Genomic DNA, 25,155 nt, shown 5'->3' on the forward strand with positions numbered 1-25,155 from the left:
GTCCGGCTCCCAGAAGGCGTCCGGCTCCCGGACCGCGCCCGGCTCCCGGACGGCCTCGGACGGCTCCACCGCGCCCGGCGCTCCGGGAGGCCCGACGCCGACCGACCGCGCGACGGCGGCCGACGGCTCTCCGGCGACCGACGGCCCGGGTCCCGGCCCGGGTCCCGGCTCAGGTCCCGGCTGCTCCGGTCCGGGCCCCACCGCCGGTACGGGTGGCCGCGGCTCAGGCTCGGGCCCCGGGGCGGGCTCGGGCCCCGGGGCGGCCCCCATCGCCGGTCCGGGTGACCCCGGCTCCGGCCCCGCCGGGGTCACCCGGCGACGGCTGCTGGGCACCGCCGGGGCCACCGGGCTCGCGCTCGGCGCGGCGGGCGCGGCCTCCGGCTACGCGCTGGCCGGGCCGGGGAGCCCCGGCGCCACCCCGCTCTCCTCGGTTGGCACGGACACGGCAATGTTTCACGGGAAACATCAGCCCGGGATCACCACCCCGTCCCATGCCCGGGGCCATCTGGTCGCCTTCGACCTGGCCCCGGGCGCGGGCCGCAGGGAGGCGACCGCCCTGCTGCGCCGCTGGTCGGCCACGGCCGAGCGGCTGATGGCGGGCGAGGAGACCGACGGGGACACCGGGATCGCCCTGGACGCCGGGCCCTCCGGGCTGACGGTGACCTTCGGCTTCGGGCACGGCTTCTTCACCCGGACTGGGCTGGAGCGGGAGCGCCCGGTGGCCCTGGACCCGCTGCCGGACTTCTCCTCGGACCGGCTGGACAAGGCCCGGAGCGACGGCCACCTCTGGGTGCAGATCGGCGCGAACGACGGGCTCGTCGCCTTCCACGCGCTGCGGGCGATCCAGAAGCAGGCGGGCGGCGCGGCCCGGGTCCGCTGGCAGATGAACGGCTTCAACCGTTCCCCGGGCGCCACGGCCCGGCCGATGACGGCCCGCAATCTGATGGGCCAGGTGGACGGGACCCGCAATCCGGCCCCCTCGGACCCGGACTTCCAGCGGCGGATCTTCGTCCCGGACCGTCCGGACGGCGGCGGCACCGGTACCGCCGAGGTCCCCGGCAACGGCTCGCCCACCTGGATGGCGGGCGGCTCGTACGCGGTGGTCCGGCGGATCCGGATGCTCCTGGACCCCTGGGAGGACCTCTCCCTGAAGGAGCAGGAGGCGGTCATAGGGCGTCACAAGTCCGACGGTTCCCCGCTCACCGGGGGCGACGAGGCCACCGAACCCGATCTGGAGAAGGTGGGCCCGGACGGGGCCCTGGTGATCCCGCTCGACGCGCACGCCCGGATCAGCCGTCCGGACCAGAACGGGGGCGCGACCATGCTGCGCCGCCCGTTCTCGTACCACGACGGGTACGACACCAAGGGCGTCCCGGACGCGGGGCTGCTGTTCGTGTGCTGGCAGGCCGATCCGGCGCGCGGCTTCGTCCCGGTCCAGCGCAAGCTCGACCGGGGGGACGCGCTGTCGCGGTTCGTCCGGCACGAGACGAGCGGGCTGTACGCGGTGCCGGGCGGCGCGGAACGGGGCGGATACGTGGGGCAGGCGTTGCTGGAGGGCTGAGACGGAGGTGACCGGCGGGGAGCGCGGGGCGGTGCGCGGGGCCGCCGTCGCACGGCCGGGAAATGCGCGGACGGCGTCCGCGAGCCCATTAGGGTGACCGTATGTCGGCCACTCGCTACACCTATCTGGGCCCCGAGGGAACCTTCACCGAGGCCGCCCTCCGTACGCTTCCGGAAGCCGCCACCCGTGAGCTGGTGCCGATGGTGTCGGTACCCGCCACGCTGGACGCGGTGCGGAACGGGAGCGCGTCGGGGGCGCTGGTCCCGATCGAGAACTCGGTCGAGGGCGGGGTGACGGCGACCCTGGACGAGCTGTCGCGGGGCGAGCCGCTGATGATCTACCGCGAGGTGGTCCTGCCGATCGCGTTCGCGCTGCTGGTCAGGCCCGGCACCCAGCTCTCCGGGATCAAGACGGTGACCGGTCACCCGGTCGCCCAGCCGCAGGTCCGCAACTGGCTGGCGGCCCATCTGCCGGACGCGGTGTGGGAGTCGGCCGCCTCCAACGCGGACGGGGCCCGGCTGGTCCAGGAGGGCCGGTACGACGCGGCCTTCGCGGGAGAGTTCGCGGCGGCGACCTACGGGCTGGAACCGCTGGTCACGGACATCCACGACGCGGCGAACGCCGAGACCCGGTTCGTCCTGGTGGGCCGTCCGGCCCGGCCCGCCGCGCCGACGGGGGCCGACAAGACGTCCGTGGTGATCTGGCTGGGCGACGACCACCCGGGAGCCCTGCTCTTCCTGCTCCAGGAGTTCGCGATCCGGGGGGTCAACCTGATGCGGATCGAGTCCCGTCCGACCGGTGAGGGCATCGGCAACTACTGCTTCTCGGTCGACGCCGAGGGGCACGTCACCGACCGCCGGGTGGGGGAGGCCCTGATGGGGCTGAAACGCGTCTGTCCGGAGGTCCGGTTCCTGGGCTCGTACCCCAGGGCGGGAGTGTCCCCGAGCGAGGTGGGTCCGATCCGGCCGGGTACCTCGGACCGGGAGTTCTCCCAGGCGTCGGACTGGCTGACCCGCTGTCTCGACGGACGTTTCTAGCCACTGATCAGCTAGTCGTACGTCCCGACCACCCGTCCGTCACCTGCGGGTTTCCCTTCTTCAAAAGTTATCCACAGGCACCTCCCCGCACCTGGGGACAAGTCGACAACACGGGAGGGCGCACCCGGTGGCCCAAGAGGACTCCGGGGGGTCCGTCCACCATTCCGCATCGGGGTCCGTCCACCCTTTTCCCTTCATCACCTCTTCCGGGGGAGCGAATTCCACTCGAAAGTGTGTCGCAGCGCGGTTTCCCCCGAGGTTCCCCGGCATCCGACGGGAGAGCGGAAGGGAGCGGGCGGAAATCCACAGATCTTCCCCACAGCCTGTGGATAACTTTTCCCGCATCCCCTCCCTGTGGACAACACCGTCCGCACCACACCGCCAACTCGCCCTTCCCGTACGGCGAACGAGGTCAACGGGGCGCCGGACGCCTCCCCGGAACGAGCGAGCGGGCGCGTTTTATGGACGCCCGGACTCCGGGAACGGCACCCGCGCCCGCGCGTCCGCCCCCGCCGGGTGGAACGTCCCGGGCCCCGCCCCGTGACCCCGGACCGACACTCGGAAATGCCCCTCCCACCCTCCGGAAAGCGTCCGCCGAAAACCCGGCACCCCACTTCCCACCCCGCCAAACGCCCCCTTTCCGCCACTTTCCCGCCGGGCGCCCGCTCTCCCGCTCCCGCCCCTCCGCCACGCACCCCATTTCCACCCAACCGGGATATTGCTCACAGGGCGGATGAGGAAGTCGTGGGCCGGAAGCGGTCACCGGTAGCCTTGAGGGGTGATTGACCTTCGCCAGCTCCGTGAGGACCCCGACCGTGTCCGCGCCTCGCAGCGCGCCCGTGGAGAGGACGTCGCCCTCGTCGACGCCGTGCTCTCCGCCGACGAGCGACGCAGGTCCTCAGGGCTGCGCTTCGACGAGCTGCGCTCCGAGCAGAAGTCGCTCGGCAAGCTCATCCCCCGGGCCACCGGGGACGAGAAGCAGGAGCTGCTCAAGAAGGCCGGTGAGCTGGCCTCCGCCGTGAAGGCGGCCAACGCGGCCCAGGACGAGGCCGAGGAGGAGACCCGTCGGCTGGTCCTCCAGCTCGGCAACCTGGTCCACCCCGACGTCCCGGTGGGCGGCGAGGAGGACTTCGTCGTCCTGGAGACCCACGGCACCATCCGCGACTTCGCGGCCGAGGGCTTCGAGCCCAAGGACCACCTGGAGCTGGGCGAGGCGCTCGGCGCCATCGACGTCGAACGCGGCGCCAAGGTCTCCGGCTCGCGCTTCTACTACCTCACCGGGGTCGGCGCCCTGCTGGAGCTGGCCCTCGTCAACGCGGCCATCGCCCAGGCCACCGAGGCCGGGTTCATCCCGATGCTCACCCCCGCGCTGGTCCGCCCGCGCGCCATGGAGGGCACCGGCTTCCTCGGCCAGGCCGCCGAGAACGTCTACCACCTGGAGAAGGACGACTACTACCTGGTCGGCACCTCCGAGGTCCCCCTCGCCGCGTACCACATGGACGAGATCCTGGACGCGGACCGCCTCCCGCTGCGCTACGCGGGCTTCTCGCCCTGCTTCCGCCGCGAGGCGGGCACCTACGGCAAGGACACCCGGGGCATCTTCCGCGTCCACCAGTTCGACAAGGTCGAGATGTTCTCGTACGTCGCGCCCGAGGACGCCGCGGCCGAGCACCTGCGGCTGCTGGAGTGGGAGAAGCAGTGGCTCACCGGCCTCGAACTGCCCTTCCAGGTGATCGACGTGGCCTCCGGTGACCTCGGTTCCTCCGCCTCGCGCAAGTTCGACTGCGAGGCGTGGATCCCCACCCAGGGCAAGTACCGCGAGCTGACCTCCGCCTCCAACTGCGACGGCTTCCAGGCCCGGCGGCTGTCCGTGCGGATGCGGGACAACCGCGACGGCAAGAAGGTGCTCCAGCCGCTGGCGACGCTGAACGGCACGCTGTGCGCGGTCCCGCGCACGATCGTGGCGATCCTGGAGAATCACCAGCGGGCCGACGGCTCCGTGGTGGTGCCGAAGGTGCTGCGGCCCTACCTCGGCGGCCGCGAGGTCCTCGAACCGACGAAGTGACGCACGGCCCGCGCGCGGGCGCCCGAACGAGTTTGGAGTCGATCAGCCCGTGAGCCCCGCGCCGTCCCCCGCCGAGCCCGCCCGCCCCGCCTCCACCGAGGCGGTGGCGGCGGCCGCCGGGGAGTCCCCCCGGGTCACCCTGCCGTCGGCCCGTCGGGCGGCCCCCGCCCCGGCGGCGGACGGCCCGGTCCCGGCGGACGGCTTCCCCTACCGGCTGGTCGCCACCGACCTCGACGGAACGCTTCTGCGGAGCGACCACACCATCTCCGAGCGCACCCGGGCCGCCCTCAAGGCGGCCACCGCCGCCGGGGCCGCGCACATCGTGGTCACCGGGCGCGCGGTCCCCTGGACCCGGGACATCCTCGACGGCCTCGGCTACCGGGGCCTCGCGGTGTGCGCCCAGGGCGCCCAGCTGTACGACGCGGGCGCCGGACGGCTGCTGACCTCGGTGACCCTGGACCGCCGGACGGCCCGCGCCGCCTTGGACCGCATCGAGGACGCGGTGGGCACCCTGGCGCTGGCCGTCAGCCGGGACGGACTGGACGGGAACGTGATCTGCGAGCCCGGGTACGTCACGGAGTCGGGCAGCGCCCTTCCGTACATTCCCTTCACCGACCGGTCCGAGGTCTGGGCCGAACCCCTGAACAAGATCTACATCCAGCGGCCCGGGATGGGCGACGACGCGCTCGCCGAGGCGGCGCGGGCCGCCGTGGGCGGCCTGGTCCAGGTGGTCATGGCGGGGCCCGGGATAGTGGAACTCCTGCCGACGGGGCTCACCAAGGCGACCGGGCTGACGCTCGCCGCGCGCCGGCTCGGGGTACGGGCCGCGGAGACCATCGCCTTCGGCGACATGCCGAACGACCTGCCCATGTTCGGCTGGGCCGGGTACGGGGTCGCCATGGGCAACGCGCACCGGGACGTACGGGCCGTAGCCGACGAGATCACCGCGTCGCACGACGACGACGGGATCGCGGTCACCCTCGAACGCCTCCTCGCCCACCGCTGACCCCGACGGCGCCCTTCCGGGCGCCCCGGGCTGGGCCGCCGGGCGCCCCGGGCTGGGCCGCGCCGTTCCCCGCGCCCCTTCGGTACGTCTCGGCCCGGCCGCGCGCCACCCTGCCCTGTGCGGGTGCGCTGGGGTCACCCGCTCCCGCCGCGCCGTTCCCGGCCACGGCCCGGTGGTGGGTCGCCCGCGCTGTTCCCCGCGCCCCTTCGGTGCGCCCCGGCCGGGGTGCGCCTCCCTGTGCGGGTGCGCTGGGGTCCGCTCCCGCCGCTCGTTCCCCGTCCACCGGCCGGTGATGGGTTCCTCGCGCAGTTCCCCGCGCCCCTGACGGGGCGCACCGAAGGGGCGCGAGGAACGGCGCGAACAACCCACGACATCCCGCAGAAGACAACGCACCCAAAGAGGCAGCCCCGAAAGGGGCGCGGGGAACTGCGCGAACAACCCACCACGTCCCGCAGAAGACAACGCACCCCAAGAAGCAGCCCCGAAAGGGGCGCGGGGAACTGCGCGAACGGGCCCCGCGCACCCGCGCGGGTCAGCGCACCCCGGCGGCGCCCCGGAAGGGGCGCGAGGAACCGCGCGGGTGCGCACCCCGTACCCCACGGGGACGGCGTACCGAAAGCGACCACCGAACGTCACAGCGACAAGCGTTTTCGCGGAGGATGCGCGGATCGAACGCGCGCGGGCAGAACCCGACCACGGCTTAGCAAGCCGGTGCCTTACCACTCGGCCAATCCTCCGGGAGGGGCGACCCGCGCTCTCGCGCGCTCGAAGCGGTCGCCCCGGGCGGTTCCCCGTACGGTGCGGACTCGACGGAGTGAGTGACTACTCCGGAGCCGCGCCCCGCCCGCCGCCCTGCGGGGAACGGGACGGACTACTCAGGTACACGTCTCGCTCCTCCCCGGTCGGTGACGCCGGACGAACCGGCTGGACACAACCACTGTCCCGCAGAGCGGAGTTAACCGCCATCGATTTAATCCCCGGACGCGCCACCCGGGACGGGGCACCCGGAACGGGCCGTCCCGGGCACCGGACCAGCGCCCGGAGCCCACGCGCGCGTACCGCCCCGGACGCCGGTGCGTCCGGGGCGGCGGCGTTCGTTCACTTCCGGCGCCACTTCCTGCGCCGCGCCTTCGACCAGAACCACCCGGCGGGCGGCTCGTCCGACCGCCAGGGCTGCGGGTCCGGGGCCCGTCCCCGCCACCGTTCGGCGAGCATCCGGGCCCGCGCGGACGGCTCCTTCGTCTCCGCCGACCGGACGAACGCCTCGTCCAGCTCCACGGCGTCCCAGCCGTCCGGGGAGTCCCCGGGGGCCCGGGAGTCCCGGTCGGCGCGAGCGCCCCGGTCGGGCTCCTCCGGGGTACCGCCCCGCGGCGTCGGTTCCGCTGCCATCGTGGCTCCTTCCTCGGCGTGCCGTACCAACGGCCCGGCCTCCCCCAGTGTTCCCGGGCGAGGTGAAGGCGCCGTCAGTACGGCCGGACGATCGTCCCGGAGGACGTACCGGAAGAGGTATCGAAGAGCGTTCCGGAAGAGGGACCCGGAGAGGGGCTCAAGAGCGTCCCGGAGGACGTACCGGAGGCCGGGTTCACTCCTCCCCGGCCAGCTTCAGGGTGCGCAGCTTCCGGCCCGCGTACCAGGTCGCGAGGACCGTCACCGCGCTGAGCAGCACCACCCCGGAGGTGAGGCTGACGTCCGAGGTGACCAGGTCGTTGCCCGCCACCTCGTGCGCCACGGCGAGCGACCACTGCTGGACGCTCAGGGTCCGGGCGCCGACCACCAGGGTGCCGAAGACGGCCTCCCAGACCAGCGCGTACACCAGACCGAAGACCACGGCGTGCCGGGTGACCGTGCCGAGCAGCAGGAACAGGGCGGCGTAGGCGATGGAGCCGACGAGCGCGGCCACGGTGTACGAGACGGCGATCTGCTGCCCGTTGCCGTTGAGGATGTAGCCCGCGACGAGGGTGGGCAGCGCGGAGAACGCCATGGTCACCGCGATGGCGACGATCAGCTTGGTGAAGATGATCGAGGGCCGCTTGATCGGCTTGGCCAGCAGGTAGACCACGGAGCCGTCGTCGATCTCGGGCGCGATGGCCCCCGTTCCGGCGATCACCCCGATGATCGGGACCATGGTGGCGAGGGCGAAGCCGCCGAGCACGTCGGCGGCGACCTGGTCGTCCGCCCCGGTGAACCCGCGCACGGCCACGGCCAGCGCGATCAGCAGCGCGGGCAGCGCGAAGAGGATGAGGGCGCGGCGACGGCCGAGCAGGGCCCGGTAGGTGAGCCGGGCGACAGTGGGGTCGTACATCGTGGGCCTCCTACGCCGCGACCAGGTAAGAGAACACGGACTCAAGGGATTCGTCGGACGGGGAGACCGTGAGCAGCCGGATGCCGTGCGCGCGGGCGACCCGGGGCAGCAGGGCCGTGAAGCGGCCGAAGTCGACCGCCTGGACGCGCAGCACGCCCTCCGTGAGGTCGATCTCGATCCCGGCGGTGGAGGCGTCGGCGATCAGCGCGGCGGCGAGCGCCCGGTCGTCGCTGGAGCGGACGGTGTACAGGTGCGGGCGGTCGGTCATCAGCCGGCGGATGCGGCGGAAGTCGCCGCTCGCCGCGTGCCGTCCGGCGACGATGACCTCGATGTGGGAGGCGAGCTGTTCGACCTCTTCCAGGATGTGCGAGGAGAACAGCACGGTGCGGCCCTCGTCGCCCATCCGGCGCAGCAGTTCCATGAGGTGCATGCGCTGGCGCGGGTCCATGCCGTTGAAGGGCTCGTCGAGGAGGAGCACCGACGGCTGGTGGACCAGCGCGGACGCCATCTTCACCCGCTGGCGCATGCCCTTGCTGTAGGTGGAGATCTTGCGGTCCTGCGCGTACTCCATCGCCACGGTGGCGAGGGCTTCCCGGGCCTCCTCGTCACCGAGGCCGTGCAGTTCGGCGTTGGCGACGACGAACTCGCGGCCGGTGAGGAAGTCGTACATCGCCTCGCGCTCGGGGACGATGCCGAGGTGGCGGTAGATGCCCTCGTCGCGCCAGATGGTGCGGCCGTCGAGGGTGACGGTGCCGTTGGAGGGGGCGAGGAAGCCGCCCATCATGTTGATGAGGGTGGACTTCCCGGCGCCGTTGGGCCCGAGGAGCCCGGTCACCCCCGGCCCGATGGTCATGGTGATGTCGTTGACGGCGACCACGTTGCCGAACCAGCGGGAGGCGTGGTCGATCTCGATGGTGGTCACAGCCCGGCCTTCCGGTAGCGACGGGCCATCAGGGCGTAGCTGCCCGCGATGACGGCCAGGATGACGAGCAGGTAGACGACTCCTTGACCGGCTCCCGGGCCCTCGCCGCCGGGGAAGGCGGAGGTGGCGCCGAGGAACGCGGTGTTGAACCCGTCCAGGAGGGTGGCCGGGGAGAGCAGTCCGAGCCAGCTGACGGACCCGGCGCTGTCCTGCTCGTAGGCGATGGCCTGGACCGTGGAGACGGCCCCGAAAGAGATGGTGAGCACGGCGATCACGGCGGCGATGCCGAAGCCCCGGCGGGGCGTGACGGCGGAGATCACCAGACCGATGCCGGCGAAGAGCAGCGAGAGGACGGCGACGGAGACCATGCCCTGGAGGAACCCTTCGGTCTGGTCGGCGAAGTCGAGTTTGGCCAGCAGCGCGCCGATGTAGAGGATCAGCAGCGGGGCGCCGGTGAGGATGAACAGGGCGGACGCCATCGCCGCGAACTTGGCGAGGACGTAGTCCGTGTGCTTGATGGGCCGCGAGAAGTACAGCGGCACCGTCTTGAAGCGGAGGTCCCGGGAGACGGCCTGCGGCGCCTGCGAGGCGAGGTACAGCGAGATGACGGCCTGGAGGACGACCGCGTACCGGGTGTACTCCAGGGGCAGTTCCTTCGCCTTGGTCGCCACCGCGACCGCGACCATGATCAGCGCCGGGGCGCACATCACGCCGAACAGCAGCATCGGCAGCACCTTGGACTTGGCGGACCTGCCCAGTCCGTAGGAGCCGCGCAGCGTCTGGGAGAACAGCGAGCGGCGGGCGTAGGCCCGGCCGAGCCGGGGGCCGTCGTAGTTCCGGTAGCCGATGTTGTGGATCTGGGTCTGGGCACCGGCCGTGGACTGCTCAGTCGCCATGGCGGACCGTCTCCTTCCGCTGGGGACCGGCGGGGGTGCCCGGCGCGGCGCTTTCGGTGCCGGGGTCGTCGCGGAAGACCTCGGCGATGTGGTGCCTGCGCTGTTCCATGCGGACCAGGCCGAGGCCGAGGTCGGCGACGGTGTCGCGGACCAGGTCGTAGGTCTCCTCGCCGTCGGCGGTGAGCAGCACGATGTGACCCGCGCCGGGCAGTCCGTCACCGGCGTCGGTGGTGACGCCTCGGGCGGCGAGCGCCTCGCGCAGCGCCCGGGTGCCGTCGGGGTGCTCGTCGCTGTCGGTGACCTCGACGGCGAGGGTGGCGGTGCGCTGGGTGAAGTCGGTGGTGGAGCTGGAGCGCAGCAGCTTGCCGCCGTCCACGACGACGACGTGGTCGCAGGTGCGCTCCAGTTCGCCGAGGAGGTGGGAGGTCACCAGCACCGAGATGCCGAAGTCGGTGTGGATGCGACGGATCAGACCGAGCATCTCGTCCCGGCCGACCGGGTCGAGGCCGTTGGTGGGCTCGTCGAGGAAGACCAGCCGGGGGTCGTGCACCAGGGCCTGGGCCAGCTTGACCCGCTGCTTCATGCCGGTGGAGTACCCGCCGATGGGCCGGTAGCGCTCCTCATAGAGGCCGACGTGGCGCAGGGTGTCGGCGGTCCGTTCGCGCGCGGCGGTGGGCGGCAGACCGGACATCCGGGCCATGTGGACGACGAACTCGGTGGCCGAGACGTCGGGCGGGAGGCAGTCGTGCTCCGGCATGTACCCGACCCGCTCGCGGATGGCGGCGCCCTCGGTGGCGACGTCGAGCCCGAGCACGGTGGCGCGGCCCTCGGTGGCGGGGGCCAGACCCAGCAGGATTTTGATGAGCGTGGACTTGCCGGCCCCGTTGGCACCGACGAGCCCGGTCACCCCGGGTCCGATGTCCATGGAGAGCCGGTCGAGCGCGGTCACCCGCGGGAACCGCTTGCTCAGGCTTTCGGTCACGATCACAGTCACGCTTCGACGGTAGTGGCGCGGACCACACCGGTCGTCAGCCCAAGGTGCCGCCCTGGCCTCAGACCTCAGTATTACGGCCCCGTAGGGGTCGTCCTCAGGTGCCATGCCGCCCCGCCGGACGGCGGGCGGCGCGGCGGGCGGCACGGCGGGCGGTCGCGGCGGACGCCGGGGCCGGACACCGGGGCTCCGGGCACGGAGTGGAGGGCGCGGGGCGGGCGGGTTATCCACAGGCGGACGGGGTGGCCTTGACGCGGTCGGCCGGGTCGGGCGACAGTCGAGAGCGTCACGTTCCGAACACGGAACGGGCCGTTCGGTGACGGACGGTGAGCCGACGGGCGACGCCTCACGGGCTCCGGGCCTCCGGACCGGGACGCGCGCTCGAGCACGGGCACGGGTACCGGCGCGGGTACGGGCCCGGTACCGGCGCGGGTACGGGCCGGGTACGAGCACGAAGGACAGCGGGGGACGGTGGACGGACGGATGGATCCGGAAGAGACCCGCGAACGCCGGGTACGAACGGCGGACGGGGTGGAGTTGTGCGTGAGCGGGTCGGGTGACCCCCGGCGGCCCACGGTGGTGCTCGTGCACGGCTACCCCGACTCGAAGGAGGTGTGGGCGGAGGTCGCCGAACGGCTCGCCGACCGCCACGGCTTCCACGTGGTGCGCTACGACGTGCGCGGGCACGGCGGTTCCACGGCCCCTCACCCGCTGGACGGCGGCTTCACGCTGGAGAGGCTGACGGACGACTTCCTCGCCGTCGTGGACGCGGTCAGCCCGGACCGGCCGGTGCACCTGGTGGGGCACGACTGGGGGTCCGTGCAGTCCTGGGAGTTCGTGACGGTGGCCCGGACCCGGGGCCGGATCGCCTCCTTCACCTCGGTGTCGGGTCCGTCCCTCGACCACTTCGGGCACTGGGCCGCGCGCCGCAGGAGCCGCCCGACCCCACGGGGGACGGCGCAACTGCTCCGGCAGTCGGTCCGGTCCTGGTACGTGGCGGCGCTCCAGGTGCCGGGCCTCGCGGAACGGGTGTGGCTCGGCCCGGTCGGCCGCTGGTGGCCCCGGTACCTCGCGCGGGCCGAGCGGGTGCCGCCCGGTGCCCACCCGGCCCGTTCGGCGCCCTCGGACGGCGCGCGGGGCGCGTGGCTGTACCGGGACAACGTCCGCGCCCGGGTCCGCTCCCCCCGCCCCGACGCGTACGCGCACGTCCCCGTCCAGCTCGTCGTACCGCTACGGGACGGGTTCCTCCACCCCGCGCTCTACGACGACCTGGAGCGGTGGGCACCCGGGCTGACCCGCCGGGTGATCGACGCCGGGCACTGGATCCCCCGGACCCACCCCGACCCCCTGTCGACCTGGATCGCGGACTTCGCGAACGACCACGGACACGCGCACCCGGAGGAGACCCCCACCATGGCCCGTACCGAGGACCCGACCGGAAACACGGCGGGGAACCCGCCCGGGAACACGTCGGAAAGCACGGTCGGAGGCACTGTTGAGGGCGCCGCCGAGGACACGGGCGAAAGCTCGGGCGCGGCCGAAGGAACCGCCGGAGGCACCATGGGGAGCGCGGCCGGAGAAGCCACCGCCCGCCCCCGCACACCGTCCACGGGGGCCCCGCAGCCATCCGCGTGGGGACCCCGGCCGTCCGCGCGGGCCGCGGGGACGGCCGCGCGGTACGGCGAACGGTTCGCCGGGCGGCTGGTGTTGGTCACGGGGGCGGGCAGCGGCATCGGACGGTCCACCGCCCTCGCGTTCGCAGGCGCGGGCGCGCGGGTGGTGGTCGTCGACCGGGACGGGGAGACGGCCGCCCGCACCGCCGGGGAGGCACTGGCGGCGGGGGCCCGTGGAGCCTGGAGCGAGACCGTCGACGTCACCGACGAACACGCCATGGAGCGGCTCGCCGAGAAGGTCACCGCCGAACACGGCGTGGTGGACGTCCTGGTGAACAACGCGGGGGTCGGTCTGTCCGGGGCCTTCCTGGACACGACCCCCGAGGAGTGGCGGCGCGTGCTGGACGTCAACCTGTGGGGCGTGATCCACGGCTGCCGTCTCTTCGGCGCGCGGATGGCCGAGCGCGGCCAGGGCGGCCACATCGTCAACATCGCCTCGGCCGCCGCCTATCTGCCGTCCCGCTCCCTGCCCGCGTACGGCACGACCAAGGCCGCGGTGCTGGCGCTCAGCGGGAGCCTCCGCGCGGAACTGGCGGGGCGGGGCGTCGGGGTCACGGCGGTCTGTCCGGGGATCGTCCGCACCGGCATCACCGGGACGACCCGGTTCGCCGGAACCACGCCGGAGGAGGAGGAAAAGCTCCGCCGGAAGGCGACCCGGCTGTACCGGCTGCGCGACTACCCGCCCGAGAAGGTGGCCGCCACGGTGCTGCGGGCGGTGGTCCAGGACCGCGCGGTGGTCCAAGTGGCTCCCGAGGCCCACGCGGTACGCCTGTTGTCCAGGTTCGCTCCGGGCGTCCTACGCACCCTGGCCCGGAAAGGCTGGAGCATCTGACCGACTAACACACACACCCCACCATGCGGTTGCTCCAGCGAACCCGTCCATCACCGTACCCTCCAAACCATTTGACACTCCGTCACTAATCTCCAGCCTCCCCTCCCCTTCCACAGTCCCGCCCGCGAGCGCACCCTTCCCCACCGCGAACTCCACCCCCACAAAAGGACATTGAAACCAAAACCCCAAAACACCAAAAAATAAAGCAAATCACCCAAATGGCCATGAAAGAAAGAGTAGTTATCCACAGAACAGCCCAACTACCTGTGGATAACGCAACTTGACTGTGGATCAAACCTCTGAACCCAAAATCATGTGCGGGGATGTACCGGCGCCGGGCACGCTGAGGCGATGGACGCGAGACGCACCGTGAAGGTGTCGAAGTACCTGTCGAAGCATCTGCGCCACCGGCCCGAGCGCATCGGACTGACCCTCGACCCGGGCGGCTGGACGGGGATCGACGAACTGCTCACCGCGGCGGCGGCCAACCGCTTCCCGATCACCCGCGCCGAACTCGACCACGTCGTCGCCGTCAACGACAAACGGAGGTTCTCGGTCGAGGGCGACCGCATCCGGGCCCAGCAGGGCCACACGGTCGAAGTGGACCTGGGTCTCACCCCCGCGCCCCCGCCCGCGCACCTCTACCACGGTACGGTCGCCGCCCACCTTCCGGCGATCCGCGCGGAGGGGCTCCGGCCGATGGCCCGGCACGACGTGCACCTGTCCCCCGACCGCGAGACGGCGACCAGGGTGGGGGCGCGACGCGGACGCCCCGTGGTGCTCGGCGTCCGGGCGGGCGAGCTGCACCGGGACGGTCACGAGTTCCGCGTCAGCGGCAACGGGGTGTGGCTGACGCGGTCCGTACCCCCGGACTATCTGTGCTTCCCCGATCCGCGCTGAGGGTCCCGCGCCACCCCTGCTGGGGCAAAGACGCGGACGACCCGACAGGGGCGAACGGCGAAGGGCCCGACCGACGGCCGGACCCCTCACCATTCACCGATCACCGTTGCCCGTGGGCCGCTCAGCGCCGGGCGACCCCGGGGGCGATGTCCTCGTACACGGCCTCGGAACCGGTCCGCGCGGACGGCGCCGGGGCGGCGCCCCGCGCCCCGTCCGCCCCGTTCGCCTTGGCCCCGGCGGCGCCCGTGCCCGTACCGGTGCCGCAGAAGGTCGCGTCCAGGACCCCGGCCATCGTCGTCAGCACGGTCCCGTTGTTGGACGTGTTGGCCAGGGCGCTGACGCTGCGCTTGCCGTCCCGGGAGGTGAACGCGTACGTGTAGTAGCCCTGCACGGTGCCGGTGTGCCCGTACACCGAGACCCCGCACGACAGGTCACGGCGGCGCAGCCCGAGCCCGTAGAACTGGGTGCCCGCCGCGTTGGTGGGCGACCACCGCAGCATCTCCGTCAGCTGGGCCTCGGGCAGCAGCCGTCCGCCGAGCAGCGCCTTGAAGAAGCGGTTGAGGTCACCGGTGTTGGAGATCACCGCGCCCGCGGCCTGCGCCCAGGAGGCGGTCTGCCGGGTCGAGTCCACCAGCGGGGCGCCCGCCTCGTCCGGGGTGAGGTACCCGCGCGCGTGCCGTCCGGGGATGCCCGTCTCGGGGTGCACGTAGGTGGTGTTCTCCAGGTCGAGCGGCTCGATGATCCGGGACCGGTACGCCCGGCCGACCGAAGCGCCGGTGACCTCCTCGATGAGCATCCCGGCGACCACGAAGTTGGTGTTCGAGTACGAGTACGCGGTGCCCGGCGCCGGGGACGGGGTCCGGGTCAGGGACAGACCGACCAGTTCCCGGGGGGTGAAGACCCGCTCGCGGACCGCCTCGAAGCCGGGGACCGTCCGCTGGAACAGGTCGTTGGTGTAGTCCCACAGTCCGCTGCGGTGGTTGAGGAGGTGGCGCACCGTGATGCGGTCGTCGGGCAGGAGCTCGGGGAGGTAGTGGTTGACCGGGGTGTCGAGTTCGAGCGCGCCCTCGGCCACCAGTTGCAGCACCACCACGGTGGTGAAGGTCTTGGAGACGCTGCCGACCCGGAACCGGTCGGCGGTGCTGAGCGGGCGCAGCGTGTCCCGGTCGGCGAGGCCCTCGGCGATCCGGTGGGTGGCGCCGCCGTCGTCGATCCGCGCCATCGCGCCGGGCGCGCCCTGGGTCAGCGCCTTGCGGAGCACCGCGCGCAGGGCCTCGGTGTCCGGAGTGGTGGCGGTGGGCGCGCCCGCCGCCCGTTCGGCGGGCGTCCCGGTCGCGGCGGTCCGCTCGGTGGTGCTGCCGCCGGTCGTCCCGTGGGCCGCCTGCGCGGGCACCACCGCGCCCAGGCTCAGCAGCGCCGAACCCAGTGCGATGGCTCCCGTGGCCGTGCGTCGGTGCATCGTCTCTCCCCGTCTCCCGTCCTGTGGACGGGCCCTGTGGCCGTGTCGGTCGGAACGGGACCGGACGAGCCGTGACCGCCCGGGCCGGTCCCGGAGCCATGCTGCTGCACGGAAGGCCGTCCGGGGCCATAGCCCGGATCGCCGCGTGGCGCGATGTATTCGCTTGACGGGTAGTCAGCACAGTGGAGTGAAACCGCTGGTGGGCAGGGCCCCCATGGCGGACGGAGGTCGGACGACGCCACCCGGCCGCCCACCAGAACGGCGGAAAACCGTCGCGCCACGACCGGAACACGTCCTTCATGGAGGGCTGAACGTCAGGAACCGGTCACCCCCCTCACCTGACCTCGTCCGCCCGATGCGGGTCAGCGGGCGGCGAGGCACGCGTAGGGTCGGCCCCATGCGCTTGAGCACCGTGATCCTCCCCATCCACCGGTGGGCCGAAGGGCAGAAGACCTGGCAGCGGGCCGAGGAACTCGGCTTCCACACCGCGTACACCTACGACCACCTGTCGTGGCGGACCTTCCGGAACGGCCCCTGGTTCGGCACCGTGCCCACGCTGACGGCCGCCGCGACCGTCACCGAACGGATGCGCCTGGGCACCCTCGTCACCTCAGTCAAGCCTTTTTCACCTATCGCGAGCTGACCTGCGGCAATGCCGTCTTTCGGTAGGCAAGGGACGGTTCTGTAGCTACTGAGGTGGCTTGACAAGGAACGCAGCTCTTGGGTCGAACCCAGGAGCGCTTTCCAAAGTCGGCAGATCGCTGCTTGGCAGGCCGGCGACCGCGATGGCTACTCGTCCAAATTCGTGGGCGGCTTGGATCGACTGGCCGTTGGCAACGGTGGCGTAGAAGCGAGCGGCGTACTTGAGCGCCTCCTTGTCGGGGATCGCGTCTGCCATCCCGATCGCGAAAGGCACCAACTCGGTCAGACGCTTGAGGTGGGAAGCGGAGTGACACGAGTTCAGAACGACAAGCACGGGCGGTTCATCGGGAGCCGCGATGGCCTTGGCGAAGGCTTCGGCGGACACCTCTGCCCCTCCGTGCAGTTCGTCGCGATCCTCCTCGAACACGAGCAGGTCCGCTTCACTGTGCCCCGAGAAGTGCACCACGTGGGGTCGGAACTTGGTCAGCCCATCAAGGAGATGCTCCGTCGTTGCGGCCGGGTGCACGTCCAGCTCTACGAGGTCGCGGTGCAGCGCTCTCTCCACACCGCTCCGGATCTCTGCCTGTTCACGGTTTACGCGGAGGTCCCCCGCTGGCGAGGCACCCAACATCAATACCCGCAGTTTCTCCGGCTTCGGTGCCCTCAGCTCCTTGAGCACGGTTTCCACCTGTTGCTCCGTCGCACCCAGGCGACTGTCAATCGCTCTGTGCGCGGCCGCTGAGCGGTGCGCAGCTGCTTCCCTCTCCGCTTCCTCCGCCTTCGCCAGCCTCGCCTGCAGGGCAGCTACCTCCTTGCCGAGCTTTGCCGATCTGGTGCTCCATGAAGCAGCCTCGTCGGCAGCGGCGTTAGCCTGGCTCTCGTGTCTGCTGGCTTCACGGAGCTTCCTCTTTGCCGTGCTGGCACTCCTAGTTTTCGCTGCTGCAGCCCGCGACTTCGTGGCAGCGGCACGCTTGTCGGCCTCTTTGCGGCGGTACTCGCCGACCTTCTTGTCCGCGTCAGCACGGGCCTTGTTCTTGCGCTCCAGCTGACTGCGATAGGAGCTCGCCTGCATGTTCGTAGCCTCTCGACGTTGCCTAGGGCCACGTTACGGGGGGGGCCACTGACATCGCTACACCCTCTGGCGACAGTCGACTTGAACCTCAGTCGGGGCACATCGAGGTTCGCGGGGTTTCGAGTGGACTCTTGACTAATTGAAGGCAACCTGAGGAGGATTTAGCCATGAACGACAGAAACGCATCGCGAACTACGCGGATCACGTATCAGGGGCCGCCGACTCTTGCCGGAGTTCTCGCGCAGATGCTTAGAGAAGAGGGGCAATGTGAGGTTGACTACCGGCCGCCACAGCAGACACGCGATGCATTGGGCGCTGCGGGTCTAACTGTCGCTACGGTTCAGTTTCTCGTGCAGACAACCGGAGCAGATGACCGCATCAAAGAAACAGTGAATAAGTTCCTTCAGCGCTTCCGTAGAGCGCAGCCACAGGTTCAGGTTGATGGACAATCGACAGCTAGCGAAGTCGCAGGTGGCATCTCTGATGAACTCACCAAGCTGGCATCACTTCACGTCGCCGGCCACTTGACCGATCAGGAATTTTCCGAAGCCAAGGCGCGCATCCTTCGGGATAATCGCTGAGGTGTTGACGTGATCCGTCACATCTGTACCCAGAAGAGCTGGTGAATCGCTTAAAGAAGTACGTCATCCCAGCTGTCTAACTGCCTCCGTGGAGATTTTTTCGAAGACAGCATCGTTCGTGGCGAAATCCGAGTCGGGGATCGGCCAGTGGATCACGATCTCGGTGAATCCGAGGTCGCGGTGGCGCCCGGCGAAGTCGACGAAGGCGTCGACCGACTCCAGAGGGCGGTTCCGGTCCGGGGTGAAGCCGTGCAGCAGGATCTTGTCGAGCTCGGCTGCGTCCCGGCCGAGCTCGGCGCAAGCCTCGCCGAGCTTCTCGACCTGGCCGCGCAGCGCCTCCACCGACTGTTCGGGGGTGCCCTCGTCGTACAGCTTCGGATCGCCGGTCGTCACCCACGCCTGCCCGTACCGTGCGGCCAGCCGCATCCCGCGCGGACCGGTCGCAGCCACCGCGAACGGCAGCCGGGGCCGCTGTACGCAGCCGGGGACATTGCGGTACTCCGATGCCGAGTAGAAAGTACCCTCGACGTCCACCTCCCGCTCGGTGAGCAGCCGGTCCAGCAGCGGCAGGAACTCCCCGAACCGGTCCGCCCGCTCCCGGGGCGTCCACGCCTCCTGGCCGAGCGCGGTGGCGTCGAAGCCGCTTCCTCCCGCGCCGATGCCGAGGGTGACCCGACCGCCCGAGACATCGTCCAGCGACATCAGTTCCTTGGCGAGCGTCACTGGGTGCCTGAAATTAGGCGACGTGACGAGGGTGCCCAGGCGCAGGCGGTCTGTCGCCGTGGCGGCGGCGGTGAGTGTGGGCAAGGCGCCGAACCAGGGGCCGTCGCGGAAGGTCCGCCAAGAGAGGTGGTCGTACGTGTACGCGGTGTGGAAGCCGAGCTCCTCGGCGCGCTGCCACTTCGCGCGGCCTGCCTCGTGCCAGCGGTCGACAGAAAGGATCACGGTGCTCAGGCGCAGGCTCATGCTGGTGAGCCTACGTCGAGCGCGGCCCTGGTCGTGGCTCGACGTAGGCGAGTCCCTACTGATCAGGCACGGTGCCATGTGTCGGGCAGACCGCCCAGGGAGCCCGCTCGCTTTGCGGTGGCGGTCGGCCATCCGTAGCGGGAAAAGGACGGGCCGCCGGCCCTGTACGCAGCAAGGGCTTGCACGGCGGTCAGGAACGCGGGCTCGGGGAGGCGCTCGGCCGCGACCCACCGGACCGCCAGGTGTTTGTCCGGTTCGGTGTTGGTCAGTTCGCCGGTCCATGTGTCGGTGGCGAAGGCGAAGAGCACGAACTGCCCAGCCCGGTCCCAGCCCTGTTCGACGTGAACGACATGGACGAGTGAGAGGTCAGCCGGGTCGACGAGCAGGCCGGTCTCCTCCTTGAGTTCGCGGGCGGCGGCTTCGTCGAGGGGTTCGCCGGGTTCGGCCTTGCCGCCGGGAGGGTCCAGACCGGTTGCGGGGACCAACTGCGGGCCCCGTAGAGCAGGGATGCGACCGTTTCGGTGTCCTTGTCGTGGACGATCACGCAGACCGCATTGCGACTGTTCATCACGCTGTTGCTGATCACCGTGTCCACTCCTCGTAAATGCGCTCGAAGGCTTCGGGGACTTGCGGGCGTCTGGCGTCAACGACCTTCTTCGACGCGTGCGGGAGCTGTTCAGCGCCCAGATGCGAGATGGTGCGCATCGGTGCGCGAAAACACCAGGTCGGTCATTTCCTCGGGGACCGTGACGCATCGAATGGGCGGCTGCGGTCGGTGCATGGCCCGGGGATAGCTGGCCGGGTCGTAGTCGTTGGTGAGCGTGTACGCGTGGAAGCCGTGCCCACGCAGGGTGTCGATGATGTCGGCGGCGCTCTCACCCTGCTTGGTCAGCAGCCTGGGGGTGACTTCCATGACGAGTTCCGCGTCATCGCGCAGCTGTGAGAGCGCGGGCAACAGCCCTCGGATGGCTGCTGCCTCGGCACCTTCGACGTCGATCTTGATGATCCGGGTGGTGGCGAGCTCTGCTCCGCTGATCAGGTCGGTCAGGGGTGCGGTCGGCACGTCGAAGGCAGTGTGGAAGTGGCAGGGCCGAACGGCGGTGGTGTGACCGAGGTTGGCGGGGTCCTCCAGGTACAGGGTCAGGATGCCGTGGGTGTCGGAGGCGGCGGAGCGGACGGCTCGGATGTTGGTGCGGTGGTTGGCGGTGGTGGCGGTAGTCAGGTCGTCGTGAAACTGCGGGGAGGGCTCGATCGCGACGACTCGGCCGTGGGAGCCGACGGCGTGAGAGGCCAAGAGGCTGAAGGCGCCGCGGTGGGCTCCGACGTCGATGAAGGTGTCCCCGGGGCGGAGCCGGTCGCGCAGGAAGGCGCTCAGGTTCGGCTCCCACTCGCCGAACAGGTACTGGTAGCGCTGTATGACGTCGCTGGTGATGACACCGACCCTGTCGCCGGACCGCAGCCGGACGGTGGTGCGGACGGGGCGGGTGCGCAGGTGTTCGTCCAGGAAGCTGCCGACGAGCCGGGCCTTGCCCACGGCGCCGGGGGCGTAGCGGACGTAGGCCCGCAGCATGCGGGCGAGTGCGGAGACGGACACGGCGGCTCCTTCGGGGTGGTGGTGCTGAGGAATGGGGCCTTGAGCTGGTCGGCGGTGGCAGACTGGCCAAGGAACGCTGTTGGTGTTGAGGGGAGTTGGCGGTGGCCGAGCGCACTCCGGTGGTGTTCTTGTTGGTGGGGCTCACCGGTTCGGGGAAGACCACCTACGCCCAGCGGAAGCTGGAGCCCGAGGGCGCTGTGCGGCTGTCGGTGGACGAGGTGGTTTTCGAGCGGCACGGTCGGTACGGCGTGGCCTACCCGGAGAACACCTACTTCGAGAAGGAGGCCCCGGTCGTTGCCGAGCTGCACGAGCGGCTTGCCGAGCTGGTCGCCGAGGGCCGGGACGTGGTCTGGGACCACGGGCTGTGGCCGCGTAAGGACCGCGACGCGATGAAGGAGCTGGTGGAGTCAGCCGGCGCGCGGTGGCGGCTGCTGTACTTCCCGGTGGAACGGGACGAGCTGCTACGCAGACTGGCGGAGCGCAACGACCGGGAGGACGCCAACGCGCTCGTCGTGACGCCGGAGGCCCTGGAGGACTTCTTCGCCCGCTTCGAGACACCTCATGGCGAGGGCGAGGAGATCGTGGAGCCGGACTGGCTCTGAGGCGTGTGCGGGCGCCAGGTGGTGGCGATCTTGGCGGCTTCGGCGGCCCAGCCGTCCGGCAGGCGATCAAGGGTGACGTGGCGGAAGGCCAGACGGGGATCGGCGACGTCGATGCGACCGTGGTGACGGTCGATGTGCTGCAACAAGCGGGACGCCTCGCTACGGACGGCCGGGGTGTGCTCGGCCCACTCCCTGGAGGTAAACCGGTCGACCCGTCGGCGCAGGTCGTCCAGGACGCCCGAGCGCCACTTGAAGTGGTGCACGCACGCGAGCCTGTCCAGGGCGGGCTTGTGGCCCGGAGCCCGGTGGTTTCCGGACGTCACAGTCACCGAGGAGTGGGCGAGGACGATCTTGCGGGGGTCGCCCTTGAGGAGTCGGTGGGTGAGGTGCCCGCCGAGCGGGAAGGCGCGGTCCAGTCCGGTTTCCGGGCGCCACAAGGCCAAGCGGCCGTCGTTCGTGGCTCGGTCGAGCATCAGCCCGCCGATCACCTTCTGCTTGGCGGCCTCGGCCTCGGCGATCATCTCGGTGAGCGGGGCGGGGTGGGCCTGGAACTCGTCGGAGTCGGCGATCAGGTGCCAGCCGGTCCCCGCCCGCTCGCGCAACGAGTCACGGAGCTGGGTGTTGGTGTGCTCGTGCCACGGCCCGGTGCTGATCCGGACGGGGACGATGCCGAGGTCGCGACTGACCGCGAGAAGCTGGTTCTGCCAGGCGTCGTGGACGTGGTCGGGGAAGTGGAAGGCAAGGTGGAACCGCTCGACGCCGAGTCGGCGGTAGTGGGCGGTCCAGGCGGCCAGCAGGGCCGGTTCGACCGGGCCGACCACCGCTACCAGGGCGGGAGGGACGGGCGTCTTCATCGGCGCTCCTTGGCCAGACGGGTGTAGGTGTGGGTCAGAAAGGCGGCCTGCTCGGCCGCCGAGTGCATGGCCAGGACTCCGCGCGCCGAAGGTTCCGGGCGGGTGGGCGCGTCGGTCGCGAGCTGGTCCAGCGTCTTGGCGAGGGTGTTCGGATCGCCCGGAGGGAAGAGCCGGGCCCACGGCTCCCCGGTGAGCCGGGCGGTCAGCTCGGGGTCGTGTGCGGAGACGATCAGCGGGACGGCGAGACGTACGGCGTCCATGACCAGTCCTGATTCCTTGCCCACGCCGGGCTTGCGGGCGACGAGGGCCGCGTCGGCGGCGGCGTAGACGAGCCGCAGGACCTGGTCGTCGACCGGACCGGCCACGGTGTGGAGCCGGACGTTGGGGAGCTGGCGCCAACGTGTCAGGACGGCGTCGTCCAGTGGGGTGCCGCACACCAGGACGTGCAGTGGGGTGGTGAGGCGGCCGAGGGCGGCGTCGATGGTGAGGATGTCCTTGTACGGCCACCAGCCGCCGACCACGCACACCGCCTTCGCGTCGGCGGGGATCGCGAAGGCGGCGCGGGCTCCGTCGCGCTCGGCATCGGTCAGCGGACGGCCGTCGTCGACCGCGAAGGTCCGCACCTCACCGGGAAGGCGGGGGAAGGCCGGTGCGACCTGGTCGCGGACGGTGATGGTCGGGTACAGCGCGATCACCCGCTTCTCGCCCGCGCGGGCGAGCCGACCCAGCCACCGGACGGGACGGTCTTCGGTGGTGACCACCTCGTGGATGAACCGCAGGTGCGGGGTGCCACCGAGCAGGGCGGCGGCGCCGTGCAGTGCCTCGCTCGCACTGAGGATCACCACTGCCGACGCATGCCGGGTGAGACGGCGCGCGGTGCGAAGACAGGCGGCCTCGGTCATGCACCGGGCGAGGAGGGCGACCTGGTGTGGAAACCTTCGGACCGCCTCTGGCCAGCACCGGGAGGCGAAGGCCCGCTGGCCGACTGCGGAGACCCGTGCTGCCGCCCGCGCGGCGGCCAGAAGAACCTTCGCCGCGGGCCCGGCAGGACCGACGGCGACCCGGGTACCGGCCCGCACCAGCGGGCCCAGGTCCTCGCTCGGGTCGCCCGGGGCGATGACGAGACTGTCCGGTCGCGCGGCGGCGAGCGCCGCCAGAGTCCGCTGGTGGTGTCCGCCGACCCGGTGCGCGTACGGCTCGATCAGCACCAGCGGCTCGGGGGCGGTGTTCATCCCGTGACCGCCTGCTCGCCGTACAGCGTGGTGAAGTGCTGGTGCAGCCAGGGCGGGTCGTTGAGCGCCTCGAAGCGTTGGGGGTCGCGGGCTACGGCCTTGGCGAAGCCGAGTCCGTCGCGGGCGCCGGCCGCCGCGTAGGCGGCGAACTCGCCGTCGCGGCTGGTCGTCCATGCGGCGATGCGTTCCTGGGCGGAGGCGTCGGTCATGCCGTACTCGCTGCCGCGCGCGAGCATCGCGCACTCGCGGAAGCCCGCCTTCCACGTGTGGAACGGAGTCTGGTTGAACCGGGTGATTCCGGCGGACTGGGGGCAGAACTCGACCCGACCGGGTAGCGCGGCCAGCACGTCGACGGCCTGGCCCATCTCCCTCAGCGCCGAACGGCGGATCAGCTTGAGCCCGCCGTAGCCGTAGGTCAGGCCGTTGACAGGATTGACCGCCTGCCAGACCCGCATCGCCACCCCGTCGGAAAGCGGCTCTACCGTGGCGGTGGGGAACTCGGGGTCGATGGCGAAGTCGCCGTCGGCGAGAAAGAACGTCTCGGAGTCGACCATCTCGGCGGTGAGCCGGTAGGCGCGTCGCATCCCACGGACTCCGTGAAGGCGTTTGACGGTGCCGCCCAGCACTCGGGCGAGGCGGGTGTGCAGGGAGCCGGCCAGCGGTTCGTCGTAGGAGAGCTGGACGGCGTCGAAGCCGGTCACTTGATCGCCTCCAGGTAGCGGGCGGCCACCACGGCGGGTGTGAGGTCCGCGGTGGAGGCGTACGCGCGCTTGGCGTGCACCAGGTAGAACTCGGCGTCCGTGGCGAGGCGCTCGGCAAGCTGGACGGCCTGCTCATCGGTGTCGAACAGCAGCTCGTGGTCGATGTGCTCGGTCAGCCAGCCGATGCGGGGGCCGATCACGGGCAGGCCCATCGCCTGGCAGTCGATCACCGACATGGACCAGGGGCAGCCGGGACGGAAAGGGGCGATGCCGAAGTGGACATCGGCCAGCAGGTTGCGGTAGCGGATGCGGTCGCCGCGGTCGGAGGCGATGGTGACGCCGTCCGTGGTCGCCAACTCCTCCAAGTGTCGTTCGGGGCTGGGGTCGAGGCGGACGCGCTCGGGGCTGCGGGTGCCGAGCAGGTCCATCACCGTGAGCCGCACCGGGGCGTCGGCGACGAGACGGCGGGCGAGCCGGGTGAAACGGGCGGTGCCGTAGTGCCTGTACAGGCGGTGGTTGTAGATGCCGGTGGCCCTGCCTTCGGGCGGGGTGATGTCGGCCGGGTCGCGCACCAGCCGTGTGTCCCTGGGGGCGGGGACGATGTGCAGCATGTCGCCGAGGTCGACGCCGGTGCGGGCGGCTGCCGCGGCGGTCCAGGAAGCGGCGGTGGAGGAATGGACCAGGACACGGTCGCAGGCCGCGAGGCCGGCGGCGAAGGCCAGCAGCACGCTGCGGCCCAGACCCCGGTCGTTCATCGAGGGGTCCAGCTCCAGGGCTCCGGTGTCGGTGTTGGTGAAGGAGAACGGCAGGTAATGGCAGTAGCCGACGATCGGCGCGTCCACCCCGGCTTCCAGGAGCGCGGCCCGGATCGCGGGGGCGGCCTCGATCTGGTTGGCCACCACCACCTCGGGCCGCCGGTCGCGGATCAGGGTGACCAGGGCGTCCATGCCCGGATCGAAGCGGGCCCGGTACTTGGTGGACGGCGAGATGGTGGGCGCGAAGTGCACGCGGGCGTCCCCGGTGGGGACCGGGGACGCCATGGTCACCTCGGCTCCGGCGTCGGTCAGGGCCGGGGCGAGCAGGTCGGCGAAGATAAAGCCGGAGTCGGCGGACAGCTGGCTGGAGTTGGAGACGTTGAGCAGATACAGCACGCGCATCGCGGGGGACCCTCCTCGTCTGGGCCCGGGTCGACCTGGGCCGGTGAAGGAAGGAAACTGGCGAACGGGACCGTGACAGAATGGTGAATCGAGATCACTTACGGTTCATT

General features: G+C 71.2%; 23 protein-coding genes and 1 tRNA gene. 9 read left to right on the top strand and 15 right to left on the bottom strand.

What is annotated here, in order from left to right:
• Window positions 1-268: 268 nt before the first annotated feature.
• The 4 genes from efeB to ACVWNX_RS16630 all read left to right on the top strand — a co-directional run bounded on the left by efeB (window position 269) and on the right by ACVWNX_RS16630 (window position 5,669).
• On the top strand, window positions 269-1,561 hold the full coding sequence (gene efeB / locus ACVWNX_RS16615) for an iron uptake transporter deferrochelatase/peroxidase subunit (protein WP_454414799.1): 1,293 nt from the start codon (window positions 269-271) through the stop codon (window positions 1,559-1,561).
• 101 nt (window positions 1,562-1,662) lie between these two features.
• Window positions 1,663-2,598 (top strand): prephenate dehydratase, encoded by a 936-nt coding sequence (gene pheA / locus ACVWNX_RS16620; RefSeq protein WP_454407854.1) that lies wholly within the window; start codon window positions 1,663-1,665, stop codon window positions 2,596-2,598.
• Between the two features lie 778 nt (window positions 2,599-3,376).
• Window positions 3,377-4,663, top strand: a complete 1,287-nt coding sequence (serS, locus tag ACVWNX_RS16625; protein ID WP_454407855.1) for a serine--tRNA ligase — start codon at window positions 3,377-3,379, stop codon at window positions 4,661-4,663.
• Between the two features lie 214 nt (window positions 4,664-4,877).
• On the top strand, window positions 4,878-5,669 hold the full coding sequence (locus ACVWNX_RS16630) for an HAD family hydrolase (RefSeq protein WP_454414800.1): 792 nt from the start codon (window positions 4,878-4,880) through the stop codon (window positions 5,667-5,669).
• A gap of 653 nt (window positions 5,670-6,322) precedes the next feature.
• On the opposite strand, the gene ACVWNX_RS16635 is transcribed toward ACVWNX_RS16630, so the two are convergent.
• From ACVWNX_RS16635 to ACVWNX_RS16660, 6 genes are all read right to left on the bottom strand, one after another.
• A tRNA-Ser gene (locus ACVWNX_RS16635) sits at window positions 6,323-6,406 on the bottom strand.
• A gap of 361 nt (window positions 6,407-6,767) precedes the next feature.
• On the bottom strand, window positions 6,768-7,058 hold the full coding sequence (locus ACVWNX_RS16640; protein WP_454407856.1) for an SGM_3592 family protein: 291 nt from the start codon (window positions 7,056-7,058) through the stop codon (window positions 6,768-6,770).
• Between the two features lie 193 nt (window positions 7,059-7,251).
• On the bottom strand, window positions 7,252-7,971 hold the full coding sequence (locus ACVWNX_RS16645) for an ABC transporter permease (RefSeq protein WP_454407857.1): 720 nt from the start codon (window positions 7,969-7,971) through the stop codon (window positions 7,252-7,254).
• A 10-nt stretch (window positions 7,972-7,981) separates the two neighbouring features.
• Entirely contained in the window at window positions 7,982-8,893 is a 912-nt protein-coding gene (locus ACVWNX_RS16650) for an ABC transporter ATP-binding protein (RefSeq protein ID WP_454407858.1), read from the bottom strand.
• Window positions 8,890-9,789 carry an ABC transporter permease gene (locus tag ACVWNX_RS16655; protein ID WP_454407859.1) on the bottom strand — a complete coding sequence of 300 codons (900 nt, stop codon included), beginning with the start codon at window positions 9,787-9,789 and terminating at the stop codon, window positions 8,890-8,892. The genes ACVWNX_RS16650 and ACVWNX_RS16655 overlap by 4 nt, the downstream gene beginning before the upstream one ends.
• Window positions 9,779-10,777, bottom strand: a complete 999-nt coding sequence (locus ACVWNX_RS16660; protein ID WP_454414801.1) for an ABC transporter ATP-binding protein — start codon at window positions 10,775-10,777, stop codon at window positions 9,779-9,781. The genes ACVWNX_RS16655 and ACVWNX_RS16660 overlap by 11 nt, the downstream gene beginning before the upstream one ends.
• Window positions 10,778-11,263: 486 nt before the next feature.
• Between ACVWNX_RS16660 and ACVWNX_RS16665 the strand changes: the two genes are divergently transcribed.
• Together ACVWNX_RS16665 and ACVWNX_RS16670 are read left to right on the top strand one after the other, a co-directional pair.
• Window positions 11,264-13,285: an SDR family oxidoreductase gene (locus tag ACVWNX_RS16665; RefSeq protein WP_454407860.1), complete on the top strand. Its 2,022-nt coding sequence runs from the start codon at window positions 11,264-11,266 to the stop codon at window positions 13,283-13,285.
• Window positions 13,286-13,636: 351 nt separating this feature from the next.
• Window positions 13,637-14,185, top strand: a complete 549-nt coding sequence (locus tag ACVWNX_RS16670; protein WP_454407861.1) for an RNA 2'-phosphotransferase — start codon at window positions 13,637-13,639, stop codon at window positions 14,183-14,185.
• Between the two features lie 121 nt (window positions 14,186-14,306).
• On the opposite strand, the gene ACVWNX_RS16675 is transcribed toward ACVWNX_RS16670, so the two are convergent.
• A complete protein-coding gene (locus ACVWNX_RS16675; protein ID WP_454407862.1) occupies window positions 14,307-15,644 on the bottom strand; it encodes a serine hydrolase domain-containing protein in 1,338 nt (445 codons plus the stop codon).
• Between the two features lie 355 nt (window positions 15,645-15,999).
• Here ACVWNX_RS16675 and ACVWNX_RS16680 point away from each other — a divergent pair, with 355 nt between their 5' ends.
• Window positions 16,000-16,287: an LLM class flavin-dependent oxidoreductase gene (locus ACVWNX_RS16680; protein WP_454407863.1), complete on the top strand. Its 288-nt coding sequence runs from the start codon at window positions 16,000-16,002 to the stop codon at window positions 16,285-16,287.
• A gap of 45 nt (window positions 16,288-16,332) precedes the next feature.
• Here ACVWNX_RS16680 and ACVWNX_RS16685 read toward each other — a convergent pair whose 3' ends face one another.
• Window positions 16,333-17,358: a CHAT domain-containing protein gene (locus ACVWNX_RS16685; RefSeq protein ID WP_454407864.1), complete on the bottom strand. Its 1,026-nt coding sequence runs from the start codon at window positions 17,356-17,358 to the stop codon at window positions 16,333-16,335.
• A gap of 167 nt (window positions 17,359-17,525) precedes the next feature.
• Here ACVWNX_RS16685 and ACVWNX_RS16690 point away from each other — a divergent pair, with 167 nt between their 5' ends.
• Window positions 17,526-17,939 (top strand): SHOCT domain-containing protein, encoded by a 414-nt coding sequence (locus ACVWNX_RS16690; RefSeq protein ID WP_454407865.1) that lies wholly within the window; start codon window positions 17,526-17,528, stop codon window positions 17,937-17,939.
• Between the two features lie 63 nt (window positions 17,940-18,002).
• Here the strand turns inward: ACVWNX_RS16690 and ACVWNX_RS16695 are convergent, their stop codons facing one another.
• The 3 genes from ACVWNX_RS16695 to ACVWNX_RS16705 all read right to left on the bottom strand — a co-directional run bounded on the left by ACVWNX_RS16695 (window position 18,003) and on the right by ACVWNX_RS16705 (window position 20,499).
• A complete protein-coding gene (locus ACVWNX_RS16695) occupies window positions 18,003-18,905 on the bottom strand; it encodes an LLM class flavin-dependent oxidoreductase (RefSeq protein ID WP_454407866.1) in 903 nt (300 codons plus the stop codon).
• A gap of 62 nt (window positions 18,906-18,967) precedes the next feature.
• Window positions 18,968-19,390 carry an NUDIX domain-containing protein gene (locus ACVWNX_RS16700; protein ID WP_454407867.1) on the bottom strand — a complete coding sequence of 141 codons (423 nt, stop codon included), beginning with the start codon at window positions 19,388-19,390 and terminating at the stop codon, window positions 18,968-18,970.
• A gap of 191 nt (window positions 19,391-19,581) precedes the next feature.
• Window positions 19,582-20,499, bottom strand: coding sequence for an FkbM family methyltransferase (locus tag ACVWNX_RS16705; protein ID WP_454407868.1), 918 nt, complete (start codon window positions 20,497-20,499; stop codon window positions 19,582-19,584).
• 101 nt (window positions 20,500-20,600) lie between these two features.
• Between ACVWNX_RS16705 and ACVWNX_RS16710 the strand changes: the two genes are divergently transcribed.
• Window positions 20,601-21,101, top strand: coding sequence for an AAA family ATPase (locus tag ACVWNX_RS16710; RefSeq protein WP_454407869.1), 501 nt, complete (start codon window positions 20,601-20,603; stop codon window positions 21,099-21,101).
• On the opposite strand, the gene ACVWNX_RS16715 is transcribed toward ACVWNX_RS16710, so the two are convergent.
• The 4 genes from ACVWNX_RS16715 to ACVWNX_RS16730 are packed head-to-tail and all read right to left on the bottom strand — an operon-like array spanning window position 21,059 to window position 25,045.
• A complete protein-coding gene (locus ACVWNX_RS16715) occupies window positions 21,059-21,955 on the bottom strand; it encodes a glycosyltransferase family protein (RefSeq protein WP_454407870.1) in 897 nt (298 codons plus the stop codon). The genes ACVWNX_RS16710 and ACVWNX_RS16715 overlap by 43 nt on opposite strands.
• Window positions 21,952-23,187 carry a hypothetical protein gene (locus ACVWNX_RS16720; RefSeq protein WP_454407871.1) on the bottom strand — a complete coding sequence of 412 codons (1,236 nt, stop codon included), beginning with the start codon at window positions 23,185-23,187 and terminating at the stop codon, window positions 21,952-21,954. The genes ACVWNX_RS16715 and ACVWNX_RS16720 overlap by 4 nt, the downstream gene beginning before the upstream one ends.
• Window positions 23,184-23,888, bottom strand: a complete 705-nt coding sequence (locus ACVWNX_RS16725; RefSeq protein ID WP_454407872.1) for a hypothetical protein — start codon at window positions 23,886-23,888, stop codon at window positions 23,184-23,186. The genes ACVWNX_RS16720 and ACVWNX_RS16725 overlap by 4 nt, the downstream gene beginning before the upstream one ends.
• Window positions 23,885-25,045 carry a glycosyltransferase family protein gene (locus ACVWNX_RS16730; protein WP_454407873.1) on the bottom strand — a complete coding sequence of 387 codons (1,161 nt, stop codon included), beginning with the start codon at window positions 25,043-25,045 and terminating at the stop codon, window positions 23,885-23,887. The genes ACVWNX_RS16725 and ACVWNX_RS16730 overlap by 4 nt, the downstream gene beginning before the upstream one ends.
• Between the last annotated feature and the right edge of the window lie 110 nt (window positions 25,046-25,155).

The sequence above is a fragment of the Streptomyces sp. JNUCC 64 genome, from assembly GCF_054484115.1.